Genomic DNA, 15968 nt, shown 5'->3' on the forward strand with positions numbered 1-15968 from the left:
AAAGGAGGTTGTTTTGTTTTTCGTGGTTGGTGTTGAGGCGGCAGATGGCGGGATTGGATGGATATCTCCCCGTTTTCGCCAGTTACGAACACCGTTATCCACAGAGTTGGTGGATATCTTCTGTTTATAAGTGGGTGTCACAGGGTGTGAACCTGCTGTTTGCCGCCGCCAACCCTTTGTGGAACAATCGCAATAAGTTAGGAATTCAACCGGATGAACCCGTGATCGACAACGATGGCTTTCGCGCCAATGTCGGGATCATCATCTGTAACCGTCACGGTCAGGTGCTGTGGGCCAGACGATTCGGCCAGCACTCTTGGCAATTCCCGCAAGGGGGCGTCAATGAGGGCGAGAGTCCGGAACAGACGATGTTTCGCGAGCTCTATGAAGAAGTAGGGTTAAAGAAAGAGGACGTGCGCATTCTGGCGCGCAGTCGCAGCTGGTTGCGCTATCGCTTGCCAAAGCGATTGGTGCGTCAGGACAGTAAACCTCTCTGCATCGGTCAGAAGCAGAAGTGGTTTCTGTTGCAGCTGACCGCCAAAGAGTCGCAGATCAATCTGTCGGCTTGCGGACGACCAGAGTTCGATGACTGGCGCTGGGTGAACTACTGGTACCCGGTCCGTCAGGTGGTGTCGTTCAAACGCGACGTCTACCGTAAAGTGATGAAAGAGTTTGCGCCCGTGGTTTTGCCGATGCAGGCTGGCGAGCGTCAGACAGAACGTAATCCTCAACCGCGCCATCGGCGTCGGCGTCGGAAAAGATGATCAGTACACTGCGACACATAGTGCAGCGGGTGTCGCAGGCCAATACTGTCGAGCAGGCAATGGCAGAGTTGGTCCAGCTGACCCGCTCGGCCATGCAAACTGATTGCTGCTCCCTCTATCTGGTGGAGTCAGGCTCACTACTACTTTCCGCCACCGAAGGGCTCTCTGCGGATGCGGTGGGGCGCTCCCGACTCAAGTGGGGTGAAGGGGTGGTTGGGCTGGTTGCCCAGCGTGAAGAGCCCATCAACCTGGCCGATGCGCCCAAACACAAAGCGTTTAAGTTACTGCCCGAGGCCCAGGAAGAGGCTTATCGGGCTTTTTTAGCTGTCCCGGTAATTCATCGCCGTGAAGCGCTGGGTGTACTGGTGGTCCAGCAAAAGATCGCCCGTCAGTTTTCCGAGGAGGAGGAATCTTTCCTCGTGACTCTGGCCAGCCAGTTGGCTCCTCAGTTACGCGACCGTACCCTGACCCGAGCCCAGGACCCTCAGTCCCTCGTCTTTCCCGGACTGGTGGCCGCAGAGGGGATCGCCATTGCGCCTGCTCGTCTGGCTCGTCCCAAGCTCGACCTGGTTCAACCGGCCATTGAGTCCGAGGATCCGGAGCTGGAGTGGGATCGTATCGAGCGTGCTCTGCTGGTCACCAATGAGGAGCTGGCCGAGTTGGGGGGCCGCCTGAGTGATGAGGTGGCCGCAGAACTTGGCGTGCTGTTTGATTGTTATCAGGCGCTATTGACCGATCCTCAGCTGCGCCAGTCGCTCCAGGCCTGTGTGTCGGAAGGGTGGCAGGCGGAGACGGCGGTATCCAAGGTGGTGTGCCAGTACGTTGGCCAGTTTGAGTCGATGTCCGACGAGTATTTTCGGCAACGGGCGGCGGACATTCGGGAGTTGGGGCAACGACTGCTCGACCAACTGGCGCGTCCCGGGCTGGCTTCGTCGGCACCGGAGCATCCCGTCATCCTGGTGGCGAAGGAGATTACGGCGCCAATGCTGGCGGAGATCCCCCGAGATAAGTTAGCGGGGATCATCAGCATCAAAGGCGGTGTGAACTCTCATGCTGCCATTCTGGCCCGGGCCATGGGCCTGCCCGCTCTGGTGGCAGTTGAAGGGGTTCGTATTGATGAGCTGGCGGACAAAACGCTGGTGGTCGACGGCCTGGAAGGACGCCTCTGGATTGAGCCCACTGATGAGGTGGTTCGGGCGTTTCGCTCATTGGAGAAGGGGCTGGAAGCCCGTTCAGAGCGTTTCCGTCGGCAGTTGGCGCGTCCCTGTGTCAGCGCGGATGGTCAACCGGTCACGCTGCTTCTCAACGCGGGACTGACCTCCGAAGAGCGGGTGTTGGCCAAACCCGGCATCAGTGGCATCGGTCTGTATCGGACCGAGGCGCTCTTTATGGCCTTCAATCAGTTTCCCACCGAGCAGCAGCAGGAGCGGGTCTACCGCCGGTTGCTGGAGAGGGCCGATGGAAAGGTGGTAACGGTTCGAACATTGGACGTTGGGGGCGACAAACCTCTGCCCTATCTGCCCATCCGTGAAGATAACCCCTTCCTCGGTTGGCGAGGCGTGCGCCTCTCTCTGGATCATCCTGACCTGTTCCTGTCCCAGATCCGGGCTCTATTGCGCGCGGCAGATGGGATGGACAACCTGAAGATTATGGTACCCATGATCTCCCGGCTGGAAGAGATCCAAAGCTGCCGTCGCCTGCTGGAGCAGGCGGTGAATGAGTTGACGGAAGAGTTGGGACGACCGGTAACGGCGCCTCCGATGGGCATTATGGTGGAGGTTCCTGCCGCCCTGTTCCAGCTTGGTCGTTGGTGGCAGTGGCTCGATTTTGCCTCGGTGGGCAGCAACGACCTGACCCAGTACCTGTTGGCGGTGGATCGGAACAACGCCCAGGTCAGTGCCAGTTTCGACAGTTTCCACCCGTCCATGGTTGCCGCGCTGGACCAGATTGCGCAGCAGTCGAAAGGCAAAGAGCTGGGCCTTTGTGGCGAGTTGGCCGGCGAAGTGCTTGGCGCCCTGATGCTGCTGACGCTGGGTTACCGGCAATTGAGTATGAACACCCAGTCTCTCGGTGCGATCCACTACCTGATTGAAAACCTGAACCTGTCATCCTTGCCCTCCCTGAGAGAGCGTTTGTTGAGTCAGGCTGATGGTGAGGCGGTGCGCCAGTGTTTGATGGCACACCTGGTTGAGATTGGCCATCCTGAGTTGGTCCCCGGTTCCACCCGATGACATCCCCGCTGCAACTCTCTATCCTAGAGGCCCGTCCGCCTCATCTTGTGAGAACACTAAGGTTTCGACCCCATGTCTGATCAGTATTTTACGTTTCCCCAGATCGATCCTGTGATCATTGAGCTGGGCCCTCTGGCCCTGCGATGGTACGGCTTGATGTATCTGCTGGGTTTTCTGGCGGCGCTGTGGCTGCTTAATCGCCATGCGGATAAGCCTGGCTCTGGCTGGACCCGGGAGGAGGTCTCCGACCTGCTGTTTTACAGCTTCCTGGGCGTGGTGCTGGGCGGACGGCTCGGCTATGTCCTGTTTTATGGCTGGCAATGGCTGATTGAAGACCCCCTCTATCTGTTCCGCATCAATGAGGGTGGCATGTCGTTCCATGGTGGCCTGCTCGGTGTGATTGCCGCCATGTTCTTTATTGCCCATCGTCAGAAGCGCACCTTCTGGCAGGTGGCGGACCTGGTTGCTCCCACCGTACCGATCGGACTTGGACTGGGCCGAATCGGCAACTTTATTAATGGCGAGCTGTGGGGACGCACCACGGATGTGCCCTGGGGCATCGTGTTCCCCGGCGCGGGCCCGCTGCCTCGTCACCCATCGCAACTGTATGAAGCGGCACTGGAAGGGCTGGTGCTTTTCCTGGTGCTGCAGTGGTACATGAAACGCACCGATAAACCCGGTGCCGTCGCTGGCCTGTTCCTGGTGGGTTATGGCGTATCCCGCTTCCTGGTGGAGTTCGTCCGTGAACCGGATGCCCATCTAAGCCTGTACTGGGGCTTCTCCATGGGCCAGCTGTTGACCATCCCAATGCTTATTTTTGGCGCTTACCTGATGATGCGCCCCGCTGTTAAGGAGACCGCTCGATGAAAGCCTACCTGGATCTGCTCAACCACGTAATGACCAACGGGGTGGATCGGGATGACCGCACTGGCACCGGCACACGCTCAGTGTTTGGTCACCAGATGCGTTTTGATCTGAGCGAAGGTTTCCCCATGCTCACCACCAAGAAGTTGCACTGGAAATCGATTGTGCACGAGATGCTGTGGTTCCTCAGTGGTGACACCAACGTCCGCTACCTGCAGGAGAACGGCGTACGGATCTGGAACGAGTGGGCCACCGACGAAGGTGAACTGGGGCCGGTTTATGGCGTGCAGTGGCGCCACTGGAAAACTCCGGATGGTCAGGAGATCGATCAGATCGCCAAGGTGATTGAGGATCTGAAGGTGCGTCCCAACAGCCGCCGGATCATCGTGTCTGCGTGGAATCCGGCGGATCTGCCCGATGAAGGCCGCTCTCCGGCGGACAACGCCACCGCAGGGAAGATGGCGCTGGCGCCTTGCCACGCCTTTATCCAGTTCTATGTGGCCAACGGCAAACTCTCCTGCATGCTGACGCAGCGCTCTGTCGATTGCTTCCTGGGTTTGGCGTTTAACATTCCGAGTTACGCGTTGCTGACCCACATGGTGGCGCAGCAGACTGGCCTGGAAGTGGGTGAGTTCATCTGGAGTGGTGGCGATGTTCACATCTATAAGAACCACTTTGAGCAGGTAAACACTCAGTTGCAGCGAAGTCCCGGTACTCTGCCGAAGCTGGTGATTAACCGCTGTCCGGAGAGCGTCTTCGACTATCGCTTTGAGGACTTTGAGCTGCACGACTACCAGGCTCAGCCCCACATCCCCGCCCCCGTCGCCATCTGATCCCCTAAGGCCGGCCCATTGGCAAGACGCTTCGGCAATCCCGGTTGCAAAGACCGGCACAAGCGAATTTTTCATTGCCGATGGGCCCTTTACACTCCAATTGATCAAATCTCCGAGGGGCAGTTTCCTCGGATTCGGATGGTTCCCGCCTCTGTTCGGTGCTTTTCTTCGGAAATTTCTTGCAGAGGCCCGGTGACTCTAAGGAAAAGTGGAGTCGTGGTTTTACCCACACTTTTCCTGCCTCAAGAGCGCGCTGGGAACGCATCAGGAGAGCGCATCAATGTGTAACTATTTACTGGGCCACACTCGTTCATCCCTTGTTCACATTGATGGTAAGTCATTCTCATGAAAGCATTTGTTTGTCAGTTGTTCAGGGGTAGCCTATCGCAGGTGTATGTAACCTAGCTGCATAAAGCGACAACCGTCGCATACAACAAACCGTGCAATGTGCGCCAGCTCACAATTCGGGTATTCCGAAGTAATCTGGCGATAGAAACGAATTTCTCATTGATTGCGGGCCGTCTACACTCAACCTGTTAATTTCGGAGGAGTGTAATGAAGCACGCAATTAAAGACTTCCTGAGTCAGGAGTCGTCCGGCGGTATCATTTTGATGATCGTCGTGGCGGTGGCTATGGCTCTTGCCAATTCACCACTGGATGCCATGTACGACTCATTCCTGAACACCCCAGTTCAGGTTCGAGTTGGTGCCTTGGACATCGACAAGCCGATGTTGCTTTGGATCAACGATGGCTTGATGGCATTGTTCTTCATGCTGATTGGTCTGGAAGTGAAGCGCGAGCTCGTGCAAGGGGCACTCTCTAGCCCGAGCAAAGCGGCTCTACCGACCTTTGCTGCCATTGGCGGCATGCTGGCCCCGGCTCTGGTTTTCCTGGCCTTCAACTACGATGACGCCACCGCCCGCAACGGTTGGGCAATTCCGGCGGCAACCGATATCGCTTTTGCCCTCGGGGTACTGGCGCTGCTGGGCAGTCGCGTTCCGGCGGCACTCAAAGTGTTCCTGCTGGCTCTGGCGATCATCGATGACCTGTTGGCGATCATCATCATCGCGCTGTTCTACAGCGACTCTCTTTCCACCACCAGCCTGGCGGTAGCGGCAGTGGCCATCATGGGCCTGCTGATGCTGAACCGTCGCGGTGTCCGTGACCTGATGCCTTATATGCTGATCGGACTGGTGCTGTGGGTCGCAGTGCTCAAATCCGGCGTGCATGCGACGTTGGCGGGTGTTGTCCTGGCCTTCACCATCCCGTTGAAGAAGGATAAGCATGGCCACTGCCCGAGTGAGCACCTTGAGCACACCCTGCACCCCTGGAGCACCTTCCTTATCCTGCCGATATTTGCCTTTGCCAACGCAGGTGTGAGCTTGAGTGGTCTGGGTCTGTCGGACATCACTTCGCCGCTGCCGATGGGCATCGCCCTGGGCCTGCTGCTGGGTAAGCCGCTTGGCATCATGCTGTTCAGCTGGCTGGCGATCGTGTTGCGGGTAGCGACTCTGCCGGAAGGACTGCGTTGGATTCACCTGCTCGGAGTTTCTCTGCTCTGTGGTATCGGTTTCACCATGGCGATGTTCGTGGCCTCTCTTGCCTTCGAAGCGGGCCTGCTGAACTACGGTGACCTGTCCCGCCTGGGCATCCTGATTGGCTCTGGTGTCGCTGCGGTACTGGGTTACTTCATTTTGAAGAAGACTCTGCCTGAGCAACCCAACGCTGCCTGATGCAGTAACAATAAGAACGTGAGTGAAGGATTATGAAAAAAGCGATTGGCGTTGTGCTGGCTCTGGCCATTACCCCGTCCGCCTTTGCGGATGACATCAACCTGGCGATGTGTCAGGACGAGCCGAAGAGTCAGGCTTGCCTGGGCTACCTGGAGGGCGCCGTGGATGGCGCCCTGGCCCTGGGCGCGATGATGAAGGTGCCAGCGCTGGACACCAGTACCTACGCTGAGCGAGCGCTGAAGTATCGCTCAGGCCGCCGCTTCCAGCAGGCTAATAAGGCGTTCTGTGAGGACCGCCTGCCAGAGAGAGACCAGATGGTACTCGCGCTGGATGAGCTGGTGGAGCAGGGGCTGCTGACCTCCCAGGAGGAGCTGCAGCAGGCACTGGTTGCGCTCTTCCACTGCCAGGCGAAGTAATATGGCGCACCTCAACTACAACCACCTGTATTACTTCTGGATGGTGCGGAAAAAAGGCTCGGTGGCGAAAGCCGCCGACGCCCTGTTCCTGACGCCACAGACGGTAACCGGTCAGATCCGTCAGCTTGAGCGGCGCCTGGGTGGCAAGCTGTTCAAACGTCAGGGTCGAGCGCTGGTGGCGTCGGAGTTGGGGGAGCTGGTATTTCGTTACGCTGACAAGATGTACAGCCTCTCCTACGAGATGCTGGACCTGCTCAACTACAACAAGGACAGTTCGATTCTGTTTGAGGTCGGGATATCCGATGCCTTGTCGAAATCGGTGGCCAGTCGGCTGCTGCTGTCGGTCATGCCGGATGGGGATAACATCCACCTCAACTGCTACGAATCCACTGACGAGAATCTGGTTGAGCGCCTCAGTCAGCATAAGCTGGATGTGGTGCTCTCCGGCAGCGATGCGGAAAGCCTCAAGCTGCCGGAGATCCTCAGTAAAAAGTTGGGTCAGTGTGGCATCAGCTTTATCAGCAAACGTCCGCTGGATGGGGAGTTCCCGGTTAACCTGGCACAGGCCAAACTGCTGATCCCCCACCGCAAGACGGCGTTGGGACAGCAGATGCTGCGCTGGTTCGATGAGATTGGTCTGGAACCCCGTATCACCGGTGAGTTTGACGACTCTGCCATGATGAAAGCCTTTGGCCACTACACCGACAGCGTGTTTGTCATCCCTTCGCTGTACCGGGATGAGATGCTGGCTCAGGGGTTTCACCTGATCGGGGAAACCGAAGAGGTGCAGGAGGAGTACTACGTCATGTTTGCTGAACGGATGATTCAGCACCCGGCGGTACGCAGCCTGCTGGAAACCGATTTCGGAGAATTTTTCCGGGGAGAGGAAGCGCCCGCGTTCCCGCTTTGATCTTGCTCACGGACTGGCCTTGATGGGATGATGGCCAGTCTTGCCCAGAGTTTCGCGGTACCATGCTCACATCATCATCCCACTCCCGCCCACCTTATGTGGTGTTGATTGCCCTCCTGGGCGCCCTCGCTGGCCTGACCCCACTGGCCATCGACATGTATCTGCCCTCAATACCCACTATGGCGACGGAGTTTTCCGTGCCGGTGGAGATCATGCAGTACACCGTCAGCTTCTATCTGCTTGGATTCGCTTTTGGCCAACTGCTCTATGGGCCCCTGACAGACAGTCTGGGCCGGATGCCGATCCTGATGGGAGGATTGGGGCTGTTTGCGTTGGCCAGTGTGGCCTGTGCTTTGGCGCAATCCGTGGAGCAACTGATTGCAGCACGGGTACTGCAAGCGGTCGGGGGCGCGGCCGGGTCGGTTGTGGTGATGGCGCTGCTTCGTGACCTGTTTGAGCGAGACCAGTTTGCCCGGGCAATGAGCTTCGGCATGCTGGTGATGAATCTGGCTCCACTTCTGGCGCCGGTATTGGGCGGATACCTGCTGCTGTTCTTTGGCTGGCACAGCGTGTTCTGGCTTCTGGCCGGGGTGGCGGCGTTGCTGGCGCTCTCCATCGGGCTGGTGATTGGGGAAACCCTCCCTAAAGCCGCCCGTTCACCGCTGAAACTGAGCAGCGCTTTGGCCACCTATGGGCGCATCCTGCGCCACCGCGAATGCATGGGCTACCAGGTGATCGGCATCGGCGCTTCGGCCGCTCTCTTTGCCTTTATCACCGGCTCTCCCTTTGTCTATATCCAGTATTATGGCGTTCCGCCGGAGCAGTTCGGTTATTACTTTGGCGCCAATATCCTGATGATGATGACCCTCACCAGCCTGAACGCCCGCTATGTTGCCCGTCTTGGCTCCAGCAGGATGCTGGGGATCGGTCTGGGTATTGGCGTGACGGGAGCTATGCTGCTGGTGTTTGGCCAGTGGCTGCAGATTGGGGACGTCTGGGAGGTGGTGGTGCCGGTGGTCCTGATCATGGGGCCAATGGGCCTGATCTCCGCCAACGCCGCGGCACTCAGCCTGGATGCGTTTGACGGCGCGGCGGGTTCAGTCTCCGCGCTGGGTGGATTTATGCGCTTTCTGGCCGGTGCCCTGATTGGCGGAATGATGGGCTTGGTTCATACGGACTCCCCCTGGGCAATGGTGGGGGCCATGAGTCTGTGCCTGTTTAGCTCGGGTATCGTCTATCTGTGGATGGTTCGTGGTAGGATGGCGCCGCAAGGATCATCCTGATGGAGATAATAATGACAACCGAGGAATTCGAGGTGATCAAACGCCTTAAGTGGGCGTGTCGCCGGGGTATGCTGGAACTGGACGTACTGCTGGAGCCCTTTGTGGAGCGCCACTATCTGGGGCTGACCGCAGAGCAGCAGCAGGTGTTCGAGCGTCTGTTGAAAGAAGACGATCCGGATCTGTTCGCCTGGTTTATGGGCCATGAGGTTTGCCCGGATAAGCAGCTTGCCGCCATGGTGGCTCTGATCCTTGAGCGTAATCAGCCCTGAGCGGCGAGATACCTACCGCTACCACTATCTTTTCTATCCCACGGCGTCCCGCATGGGGCGTCGATGGCGAATTCTGGGCTTGAGCCTGCTGCTGATTGCGGTATTGCTCTGGCCCCATTCTCTCTCTTTACCCTGGCTTGCCGTTCAACTTGGATTGAGCGGATGGCTTCTGATTCAGCTTTGGCGCGCTCGCGTTGTGCATCCTATTCGTCCGTTTTCGCTGGATGATAAGGGGGTCGGCTGTTGGCTGGATGAGGGGCGGCCGTTTCGCGTGACCGATGGATCACGGCTGTTGCCAAGTATGGCGATGATGTCGGTGGTGAGCGAGGGGCGCAACTACTGGCTCTGGCAGCATGAGGACAGTTTCAGCAGAGCCGACTGGCGTCGGCTCTGCCGTGTGCTGTTAGTGATTCAGCGAGGAGAGAGAATCGTGGGCCCGGACTCCGGCAGCGTGTCCGGGTAGTCCAGCGTGTAGTGCAGGCCGCGACTCTCTTTGCGGGCCATGGCACTGCGAACGATCAGTTCCGCCACCTGTACCAGATTACGCAGCTCCAGCAGATCGTTGCTGACCTTGAAGCCACTGTAATACTCGTGGATCTCCGATTTCAGCATCTCAACCCGACGCAGCGCCCGCTGTAGGCGTTTGTCAGTACGCACAATGCCCACGTAGTCCCACATAAACAGGCGCAGCTCATGCCAGTTGTGGGCAATCACAACATGCTCGTCTGAGTTGATCACCTGACTCTCATCCCAGGGAGGCAGGGTGAACGACTGGGAGGTCTCGGGATCCGCCAGGTGCGCTTTCATCTGGCGGGCTGCCGCCCTGGCAAACACCAGACACTCCAGCAGGGAGTTGCTGGCCATGCGGTTGGCACCGTGCAGCCCGGTGTAAGCCACCTCACCAATGGCGTAAAGGCCTTGTAGATCAGTCTGACCGTTGAGATCCGTCATCACTCCACCACAGGTGTAGTGCGCGGCGGGCACCACTGGAATCGGCTCCTTGGTCATATCGATGCCCAAGGAGAGGCAGCGCTCATAGATGGTGGGGAAGTGGCGCTGAATAAAGTCGTCGGACTTATGGCTGATGTCCAGGTACATGCAGTCGGCACCAAGACGCTTCATCTCATAATCGATGGCGCGGGCGACCACATCACGGGGAGCCAGTTCGGCGCGCGCATCGAAGTCGGGCATAAAGCGGCTGCCATCGGGACGACGCAGCAGAGCCCCTTCGCCGCGGAGCGCTTCGGTCAGCAGAAAGTTGCGGGCCTGAGGGTGATACAGACAGGTGGGGTGAAACTGATTGAACTCCATATTGGCAACACGGCAACCTGCACGCCAGGCCATGGCGATGCCATCACCGGAGGCGATGTCCGGGTTGGAGGTGTACTGATACACCTTGGAGGCGCCGCCGGTTGCCAGTGCGACAAAGCGGGCCCGAACCGTTTCCACCTGCTCTTTATCTCGGTTCCAGACGTAGGCGCCAACCACCCGATTGTCACCATCCAGTCCCAGCTTCTCCGCGGTGATCAGATCAACCGCATTGTAGCGTTCCAGTACAGTAATGTTGGGGTGAGCCAGGGCCTGGGCCTGCAAGGTTTGTTGCACCTCTTTGCCGGTGGCGTCCGCGGCGTGGAGAATGCGGCGGTGGCTGTGTCCCCCTTCACGGGTAAGGTGGTAGCGCGCCTGACCGTCACTGTCGGTTTCCTGATCGAAATCGGCACCTTTACGGATCAACCACTCCAACGCCGCCCGGGCCTCTCGGGCGGTGAACTCGACCGCCTGCTTGTCGCACAGTCCGGCCCCGGCCACCAGTGTGTCGGCTACGTGGGATTCGATGGTGTCCTGCTCGTCGAACACCGCCGCAATGCCACCCTGCGCGTAGTAGGTGGAACCCTCTTTCAGTTTCCCCTTGGCGATGACGATCACTTTGGCCTGGCTGGCCATCTTAAGAGCCAGGGTCAGTCCTGCTGCTCCGCTGCCGACCACTAAAAGGTCAGCGTGGTGTTCAAGCCCTTGATTCATCCGTTATCATGCGTTGGAAAGTCAATTGGCCTATGGTACTCCCAGAGGGCAAAAAGGCCCACCCCCCAAGGGGCGAACGACTTTGTGATCCAGATCGGAAAAATTTACGAACTTTTACGAATAGGCGCAGTCTGAATAGGTGCGCTTAAGACGAGTGAAAGAAAAATCAGCAAGTTAAGATTTAGGAGTGAGCTCTCGAGTGAGTGAGCCGAACAGCGATCAGCAACTGGTCGAGCGCGTGCAACGAGGGGATAAACAAGCTTTTAATCTTCTCGTCGTGAAGTACCAGCATAAGGTGGCGAATCTGATTGGTCGGTACGTGAAAAACCCGGGGGATGTGGCGGATGTGGCTCAGGAAGCCTTTATTAAAGCGTATCGCTCATTGCCGAACTTCCGGGGCGAAAGTGCCTTCTACACCTGGCTGTACCGAATCGCGGTCAATACCGCAAAGAACTACCTTGTATCCCAGGGACGTCGGCCACCGGCCAACGATGTGGATGCTGAGGAAGCGGAATTTTATGACGGCGCCGATGCTCTGAGAGAGTCGGCGACGCCAGAACGGCAACTGCTGTCCGATGAGATCAAACGCATGGTGTTTGCAACCATCGAAAGCCTGCCGCAGGAATTGAAAGTGGCGATCACCCTTCGGGAAATCGAAGGGATGAGTTACGAGGAGATCGCCGCCGTTATGGATTGTCCCGTTGGGACAGTGCGTTCGCGGATTTTCCGTGCACGTGAAGCGATCGACAAAAAGATCCAGCCTTTGCTGGAGCGGTAACTGAAACCTAAGGTGAGCAATGACTGAACGTAAGGAAAAGCTGTCGGCATGGATGGACGATCAGCCGGTTGAAGGTCTCTATCAGGACCTGCTGGCGGACGCTGAGCTGAGCGAACGCTGGCATCGATACCACCTGATCGGTGATGCCATGCGTAACGAATTGCCGGGCACTTTGCAGTTGGACATTGCCGCTAATGTGGCGAATGCCCTGGAGTCAGAGCCTGCGATCCTGGCGCCTCAGTCCCGCCGTCGCTTTGCAGTACCGGGTAAAGTGATTGAGCTGGGCCAGCGTTTTGGCCAGTACGCCATCGCTGCCACCGTTGCTGCGGTCGCCGTAGTCGGCGTTCAGCAGTACAATGCTAAGGAAGCGATCACGCCGCTGCCAGTGCTGGAAACCATGCCGATGCTGGGGGCCCCGAGCCCGGCCAGTTACCAGGTGCCTGGTATGGGTCAGCCGGATCGCCAAGCCGCGGATAAAGAGCGCGCTGCACTGGAGCAGCAGCGCCGGGCCAACGCCTTCCTCCGTGACCACCTGCTGCAGCAGCGCCTGAATGGGGGCAATGCTGTCGAAAGCGCCGCTGCCCGCGAGGACCAGTAAACCCAGTGCGAACCCTTCTTTCTGTTCTTCTGTTGGCGGCCTCCTGGGCCGCCAACGCGCAAGAGGCCGTTAGTGCTCAGGCTTGGCTTGAGCGAATGGCGACGGCCCTCAACACCCAACAGTTTCAACTCTCCCTTGTTCAGCTTCAGCGGGATCAAATTCGTGCCCTGCGCTATCTCCATGGCGTGGTTGACGGGCAGGAAGTGGCGTACCTGGACCACCTGAACGGACCCGCCAAAAGTGTGGTCCGGGTCGGACAGCAGGTGATCTATCTGGAGCACGATGTCGCCCCCTATTCGGTTGCCGCCTCGCGCATTCGCGGCTGGCTGCCGCCGGCGTTCGCCAGTGACATCTCACGGCTGGTGCCCCATTACCAGTTTGTTTTGGCCGGACGTAACCGCGTGGCCGGACGCACGGCTCAGCTGATCCGCGTCGTTCCGGATGACAGTTTCCGTTATCAGTACCGGGTCTGGCTGGACCTGGAAACCGCGCTGCCGCTGCGGGTCGATCTGCTGGATACCGAAAACAATCTGCTGGAGCAGGTGCTGGTGATTGAACTGCACCGGTTTGAGGCTCCGCTGCCGATTCTGTCGGAACTGAAGCAGCAGACGTGGCCCGATATCGTACTGCCTCCCCATCAGGAGGATGCGCCGCGCTGGCAGTTCGGCTGGTTACCCCACGGCTTTGAAGTGGCCCATTACGACCGCCACTTGCTGTTGGGTCTGAACGAGCCGGTGGAGTACCTCTCCCTTACCGATGGTCTGGCGGAGATCTCGGTTTACATCGGTCGGGTAGGGCAGATTGAGCTGCCGACGCACCTTACCACCACCAACGGTCTGGCTCTCGCCTCTGCGATCCACGGCGATGTGGAGGTGGTGGCGGTGGGTAAGCTGCCGGTGGAAACCCTGAGCAATGTGGCCAGCAACCTCTATCCGGCCAACGCTGACGGCGGGAAAAAAGGTGATTGAAGCGGTTGGCACCGTCCTGCGTTGTGAGGCTGGCCAGGTCTGGTTGACCTGGCAGAGCCAGTCCGCCTGTGGACACTGTGAGCAGGGCGACCAGTGTGGCACGGGTGTGGTGGCCAAGGCTCTGGTGCCCAAAAGTAACACCCTGTCTCTGCCTTGTAAGCGGGATTTCCTGCCGGGAACCCAATTACGGCTGGGCATTGCCGAGTCGGACCTGCTCAGCGCCTCGGCACTGGTCTATCTTTCCCCTCTGGTGGGACTGCTGCTTGGGGCGGCGGTCGGACAGTGGCTGACCGGCCTGGAGGGCTGGACCATTCTGGCGGGTCTCAGTGGTGGAACCCTTGGCACACTTTGGGCTCGTCACCGGGCCCGAACCCGACAGCAACGAATCACCATCCTTGGGGTGCTGGGTCAGCCGGTGGCCAATACGTAGCCCACCGGCTGAAAATCCGCTAAAATCGCCCCCCTTATACCGAATCACGAATTAATGCGAAGTAGCGGCACCGATGAAGCACATCCGAAATTTCTCCATCATTGCTCACATTGACCACGGCAAGTCCACCTTGTCTGATCGCCTGATCCAGGTGTGTGGTGGCTTGACCGAGCGGGAGATGGCAGCTCAGGTTCTGGATTCTATGGATCTGGAGCGCGAGCGTGGCATCACCATTAAGGCTCAGAGCGTTACCCTTAACTACCAGGCCAAGGATGGGGAAACTTACCAGCTCAACTTCATCGACACCCCCGGTCACGTGGACTTCAGCTACGAAGTATCACGCTCTCTGGCGGCCTGTGAAGGTGCGTTGCTGGTAGTGGATGCCGGTCAGGGCGTAGAAGCCCAGACTCTGGCGAACTGCTATACCGCCATCGATATGGACCTGGAAGTTCTGCCGATCCTGAACAAGATCGATCTGCCTCAGGCGGATCCGGATCGTGTGGCCCAGGAGATCGAAGACATCGTGGGTCTGGATGCGATGGATGCGGTGCGCTGCTCCGCCAAAACCGGCATCGGCATCGATGAGGTGCTGGAGTGCATCGTGCAGAGCATTCCGAGCCCGGAAGGGGATCCGGAAGCCCCGCTGCAGGCGCTGATCATCGACTCCTGGTTTGATAACTACCTGGGCGTGGTCTCTCTGGTTCGCATCAAGAACGGTTCCCTGAAGAAAGGGGACAAGATCAAGGTGATGAGCACCGGTCAGGTTTGGGGTGTGGATCGCCTGGGTATCTTCACGCCCAAGCAGAAAGACACCACACAACTGATGTGCGGTGAAGTGGGTTGGGTCGTATGTGGTATCAAAGAGATCCACGGCGCGCCGGTGGGCGATACCCTGACCCTGGCCAAAGGCGGTGCAGAGTCTCCGCTGCCGGGCTTCCAGAAGGTGAAGCCGCAGGTGTATGCGGGCCTGTTCCCGATCTCCTCTGACGACTACGAGGACTTCCGTGACGCGCTGGCCAAGCTGTCCCTGAACGACGCTTCCCTGTTCTACGAGCCGGAAACCTCTGCGGCATTGGGCTTCGGCTTCCGCTGTGGCTTCCTGGGCATGCTCCATATGGAGATCATTCAGGAGCGTCTGGAGCGTGAGTACAACCTGGACCTGATCACCACCGCACCCACCGTAGTGTATGAGGTGACCCAGACCAACGGCGAAGTGAAGATGGTGGATAACCCCTCTGCACTGCCGCCCCTGAACAACATTGAGACCATCGCTGAGCCGATCGTGGAAGCGAACATCCTGGTGCCTCAGGAGTACCTCGGTAACGTCATCACTCTGTGTGTTGAGAAGCGTGGTGTTCAGAAGGACATGACCTATCACGGTAACCAGGTTGCGGTTCGTTACGAACTGCCGATGGCGGAAGTGGTGCTGGACTTCTTCGACCGTCTGAAGTCCACCAGCCGTGGCTTTGCCTCTCTGGATTACAACTTCAAGCGTTTCCAGATTGAAGACATGGTGCGTGTTGACGTTCTGATCAACGGCGAGCGTGTGGACGCGCTGGCGATGATCACCCACAAAGACAACGCCCAGTATCGCGGCCGTCAGCTGGTGGAGAAGATGCGCGAGCTGATCCCCCGTCAGATGTTCGACATCGCGATTCAGGCTGCCATCGGCAACCACGTGATCGCTCGTTCCACCGTAAAGGCACTGCGTAAGGACGTAACCGCTAAGTGTTACGGTGGTGACGTGAGCCGTAAGAAGAAACTGCTTCAGAAGCAAAAAGAGGGTAAGAAGCGGATGAAGCAGGTTGGTAACGTGGAGGTGCCGCAAGAGGCCTTCCTCGCCATCCTGAAAGTAGGAGATAGCTGAT

General features: G+C 58.3%; 16 protein-coding genes. 15 read left to right on the forward strand and 1 reads right to left on the reverse strand.

All coding sequences use genetic code 11. The features are described 5' to 3' along the window. Positions 1-221 precede the first annotated feature (221 nt). The 10 genes from rppH (at position 222) to KUV52_RS17785 (ending at position 9767) form a co-directional block, all read left to right on the forward strand. Positions 222-764 (forward strand): RNA pyrophosphohydrolase, encoded by a 543-nt coding sequence (rppH, locus tag KUV52_RS17740; protein ID WP_222527272.1) that lies wholly within the window; start codon positions 222-224, stop codon positions 762-764. Next, positions 761-2995 carry a phosphoenolpyruvate--protein phosphotransferase gene (gene ptsP / locus KUV52_RS17745; RefSeq protein WP_222527273.1) on the forward strand — a complete coding sequence of 745 codons (2235 nt, stop codon included), beginning with the start codon at positions 761-763 and terminating at the stop codon, positions 2993-2995. Before rppH ends, ptsP begins: the two co-directional genes overlap by 4 nt. Before the next feature lie 72 nt (positions 2996-3067). Next, positions 3068-3862, forward strand: coding sequence for a prolipoprotein diacylglyceryl transferase (gene lgt, locus KUV52_RS17750; protein ID WP_222527274.1), 795 nt, complete (start codon positions 3068-3070; stop codon positions 3860-3862). Next, a complete protein-coding gene (locus KUV52_RS17755; protein WP_222527275.1) occupies positions 3859-4692 on the forward strand; it encodes a thymidylate synthase in 834 nt (277 codons plus the stop codon). The genes lgt and KUV52_RS17755 overlap by 4 nt, the downstream gene beginning before the upstream one ends. Before the next feature lie 555 nt (positions 4693-5247). Then, positions 5248-6426: a Na+/H+ antiporter NhaA gene (gene nhaA / locus KUV52_RS17760; protein ID WP_222527276.1), complete on the forward strand. Its 1179-nt coding sequence runs from the start codon at positions 5248-5250 to the stop codon at positions 6424-6426. A 32-nt stretch (positions 6427-6458) separates the two neighbouring features. Continuing rightward, positions 6459-6842 (forward strand): hypothetical protein, encoded by a 384-nt coding sequence (locus tag KUV52_RS17765; protein WP_222527277.1) that lies wholly within the window; start codon positions 6459-6461, stop codon positions 6840-6842. Between the two features lies 1 nt (position 6843). After that, positions 6844-7752, forward strand: a complete 909-nt coding sequence (gene nhaR / locus KUV52_RS17770; RefSeq protein WP_222527278.1) for a transcriptional activator NhaR — start codon at positions 6844-6846, stop codon at positions 7750-7752. Between the two features lie 62 nt (positions 7753-7814). Beyond that, a complete protein-coding gene (locus KUV52_RS17775) occupies positions 7815-9035 on the forward strand; it encodes a Bcr/CflA family multidrug efflux MFS transporter (RefSeq protein ID WP_222527279.1) in 1221 nt (406 codons plus the stop codon). Between the two features lie 11 nt (positions 9036-9046). Then, positions 9047-9304: a succinate dehydrogenase assembly factor 2 gene (locus KUV52_RS17780; RefSeq protein WP_261390108.1), complete on the forward strand. Its 258-nt coding sequence runs from the start codon at positions 9047-9049 to the stop codon at positions 9302-9304. Next, on the forward strand, positions 9285-9767 hold the full coding sequence (locus KUV52_RS17785; RefSeq protein ID WP_222527281.1) for a protein YgfX: 483 nt from the start codon (positions 9285-9287) through the stop codon (positions 9765-9767). Before KUV52_RS17780 ends, KUV52_RS17785 begins: the two co-directional genes overlap by 20 nt. Here the strand turns inward: KUV52_RS17785 and nadB are convergent. After that, a complete protein-coding gene (gene nadB / locus KUV52_RS17790) occupies positions 9716-11326 on the reverse strand; it encodes an L-aspartate oxidase (RefSeq protein ID WP_222527282.1) in 1611 nt (536 codons plus the stop codon). The two genes, KUV52_RS17785 and nadB, sit on opposite strands and share 52 nt — an antisense overlap. A 199-nt stretch (positions 11327-11525) precedes the next feature. On the opposite strand from nadB, the gene rpoE reads away from it, so the two are divergent. From rpoE to lepA, 5 genes are all read left to right on the forward strand, one after another. Continuing rightward, on the forward strand, positions 11526-12104 hold the full coding sequence (rpoE, locus tag KUV52_RS17795) for an RNA polymerase sigma factor RpoE (RefSeq protein ID WP_222527283.1): 579 nt from the start codon (positions 11526-11528) through the stop codon (positions 12102-12104). Between the two features lie 19 nt (positions 12105-12123). Continuing rightward, positions 12124-12702: a sigma-E factor negative regulatory protein gene (locus tag KUV52_RS17800; RefSeq protein WP_222527284.1), complete on the forward strand. Its 579-nt coding sequence runs from the start codon at positions 12124-12126 to the stop codon at positions 12700-12702. Between the two features lie 5 nt (positions 12703-12707). Further along, positions 12708-13670: a MucB/RseB C-terminal domain-containing protein gene (locus KUV52_RS17805; RefSeq protein WP_222527285.1), complete on the forward strand. Its 963-nt coding sequence runs from the start codon at positions 12708-12710 to the stop codon at positions 13668-13670. Next, positions 13663-14100: a SoxR reducing system RseC family protein gene (locus KUV52_RS17810; protein ID WP_222527286.1), complete on the forward strand. Its 438-nt coding sequence runs from the start codon at positions 13663-13665 to the stop codon at positions 14098-14100. Before KUV52_RS17805 ends, KUV52_RS17810 begins: the two co-directional genes overlap by 8 nt. A gap of 73 nt (positions 14101-14173) precedes the next feature. After that, positions 14174-15967: a translation elongation factor 4 gene (lepA, locus tag KUV52_RS17815; protein ID WP_222527287.1), complete on the forward strand. Its 1794-nt coding sequence runs from the start codon at positions 14174-14176 to the stop codon at positions 15965-15967. Position 15968 lies beyond the last annotated feature (1 nt).

Origin of the sequence: Ferrimonas balearica, from assembly GCF_019802055.1 — a bacterium.
In the GTDB taxonomy this organism is placed as follows: Bacteria; Pseudomonadota; Gammaproteobacteria; order Enterobacterales; family Shewanellaceae; genus Ferrimonas; species Ferrimonas balearica_A.

Excerpts from the sequence above, each read along its gene's own strand:
- ptsP (WP_222527273.1), top strand. The coding sequence starts at position 761 with ATGATCAGTACACTGCGACACATAGTGCAGCGGGTGTCGCAGGCCAAT.
- lgt (WP_222527274.1), top strand. The coding sequence starts at position 3,068 with ATGTCTGATCAGTATTTTACGTTTCCCCAGATCGATCCTGTGATCATT.
- KUV52_RS17755 (WP_222527275.1), top strand. The coding sequence starts at position 3,859 with ATGAAAGCCTACCTGGATCTGCTCAACCACGTAATGACCAACGGGGTG.
- nhaA (WP_222527276.1), top strand. The coding sequence starts at position 5,248 with ATGAAGCACGCAATTAAAGACTTCCTGAGTCAGGAGTCGTCCGGCGGT.
- KUV52_RS17765 (WP_222527277.1), top strand. The coding sequence starts at position 6,459 with ATGAAAAAAGCGATTGGCGTTGTGCTGGCTCTGGCCATTACCCCGTCC.
- nhaR (WP_222527278.1), top strand. The coding sequence starts at position 6,844 with ATGGCGCACCTCAACTACAACCACCTGTATTACTTCTGGATGGTGCGG.
- KUV52_RS17775 (WP_222527279.1), top strand. The coding sequence starts at position 7,815 with ATGCTCACATCATCATCCCACTCCCGCCCACCTTATGTGGTGTTGATT.
- KUV52_RS17780 (WP_261390108.1), top strand. The coding sequence starts at position 9,047 with ATGACAACCGAGGAATTCGAGGTGATCAAACGCCTTAAGTGGGCGTGT.
- nadB (WP_222527282.1), bottom strand. The coding sequence starts at position 11,326 with ATGAATCAAGGGCTTGAACACCACGCTGACCTTTTAGTGGTCGGCAGC.
- KUV52_RS17800 (WP_222527284.1), top strand. The coding sequence starts at position 12,124 with ATGACTGAACGTAAGGAAAAGCTGTCGGCATGGATGGACGATCAGCCG.
- lepA (WP_222527287.1), top strand. The coding sequence starts at position 14,174 with ATGAAGCACATCCGAAATTTCTCCATCATTGCTCACATTGACCACGGC.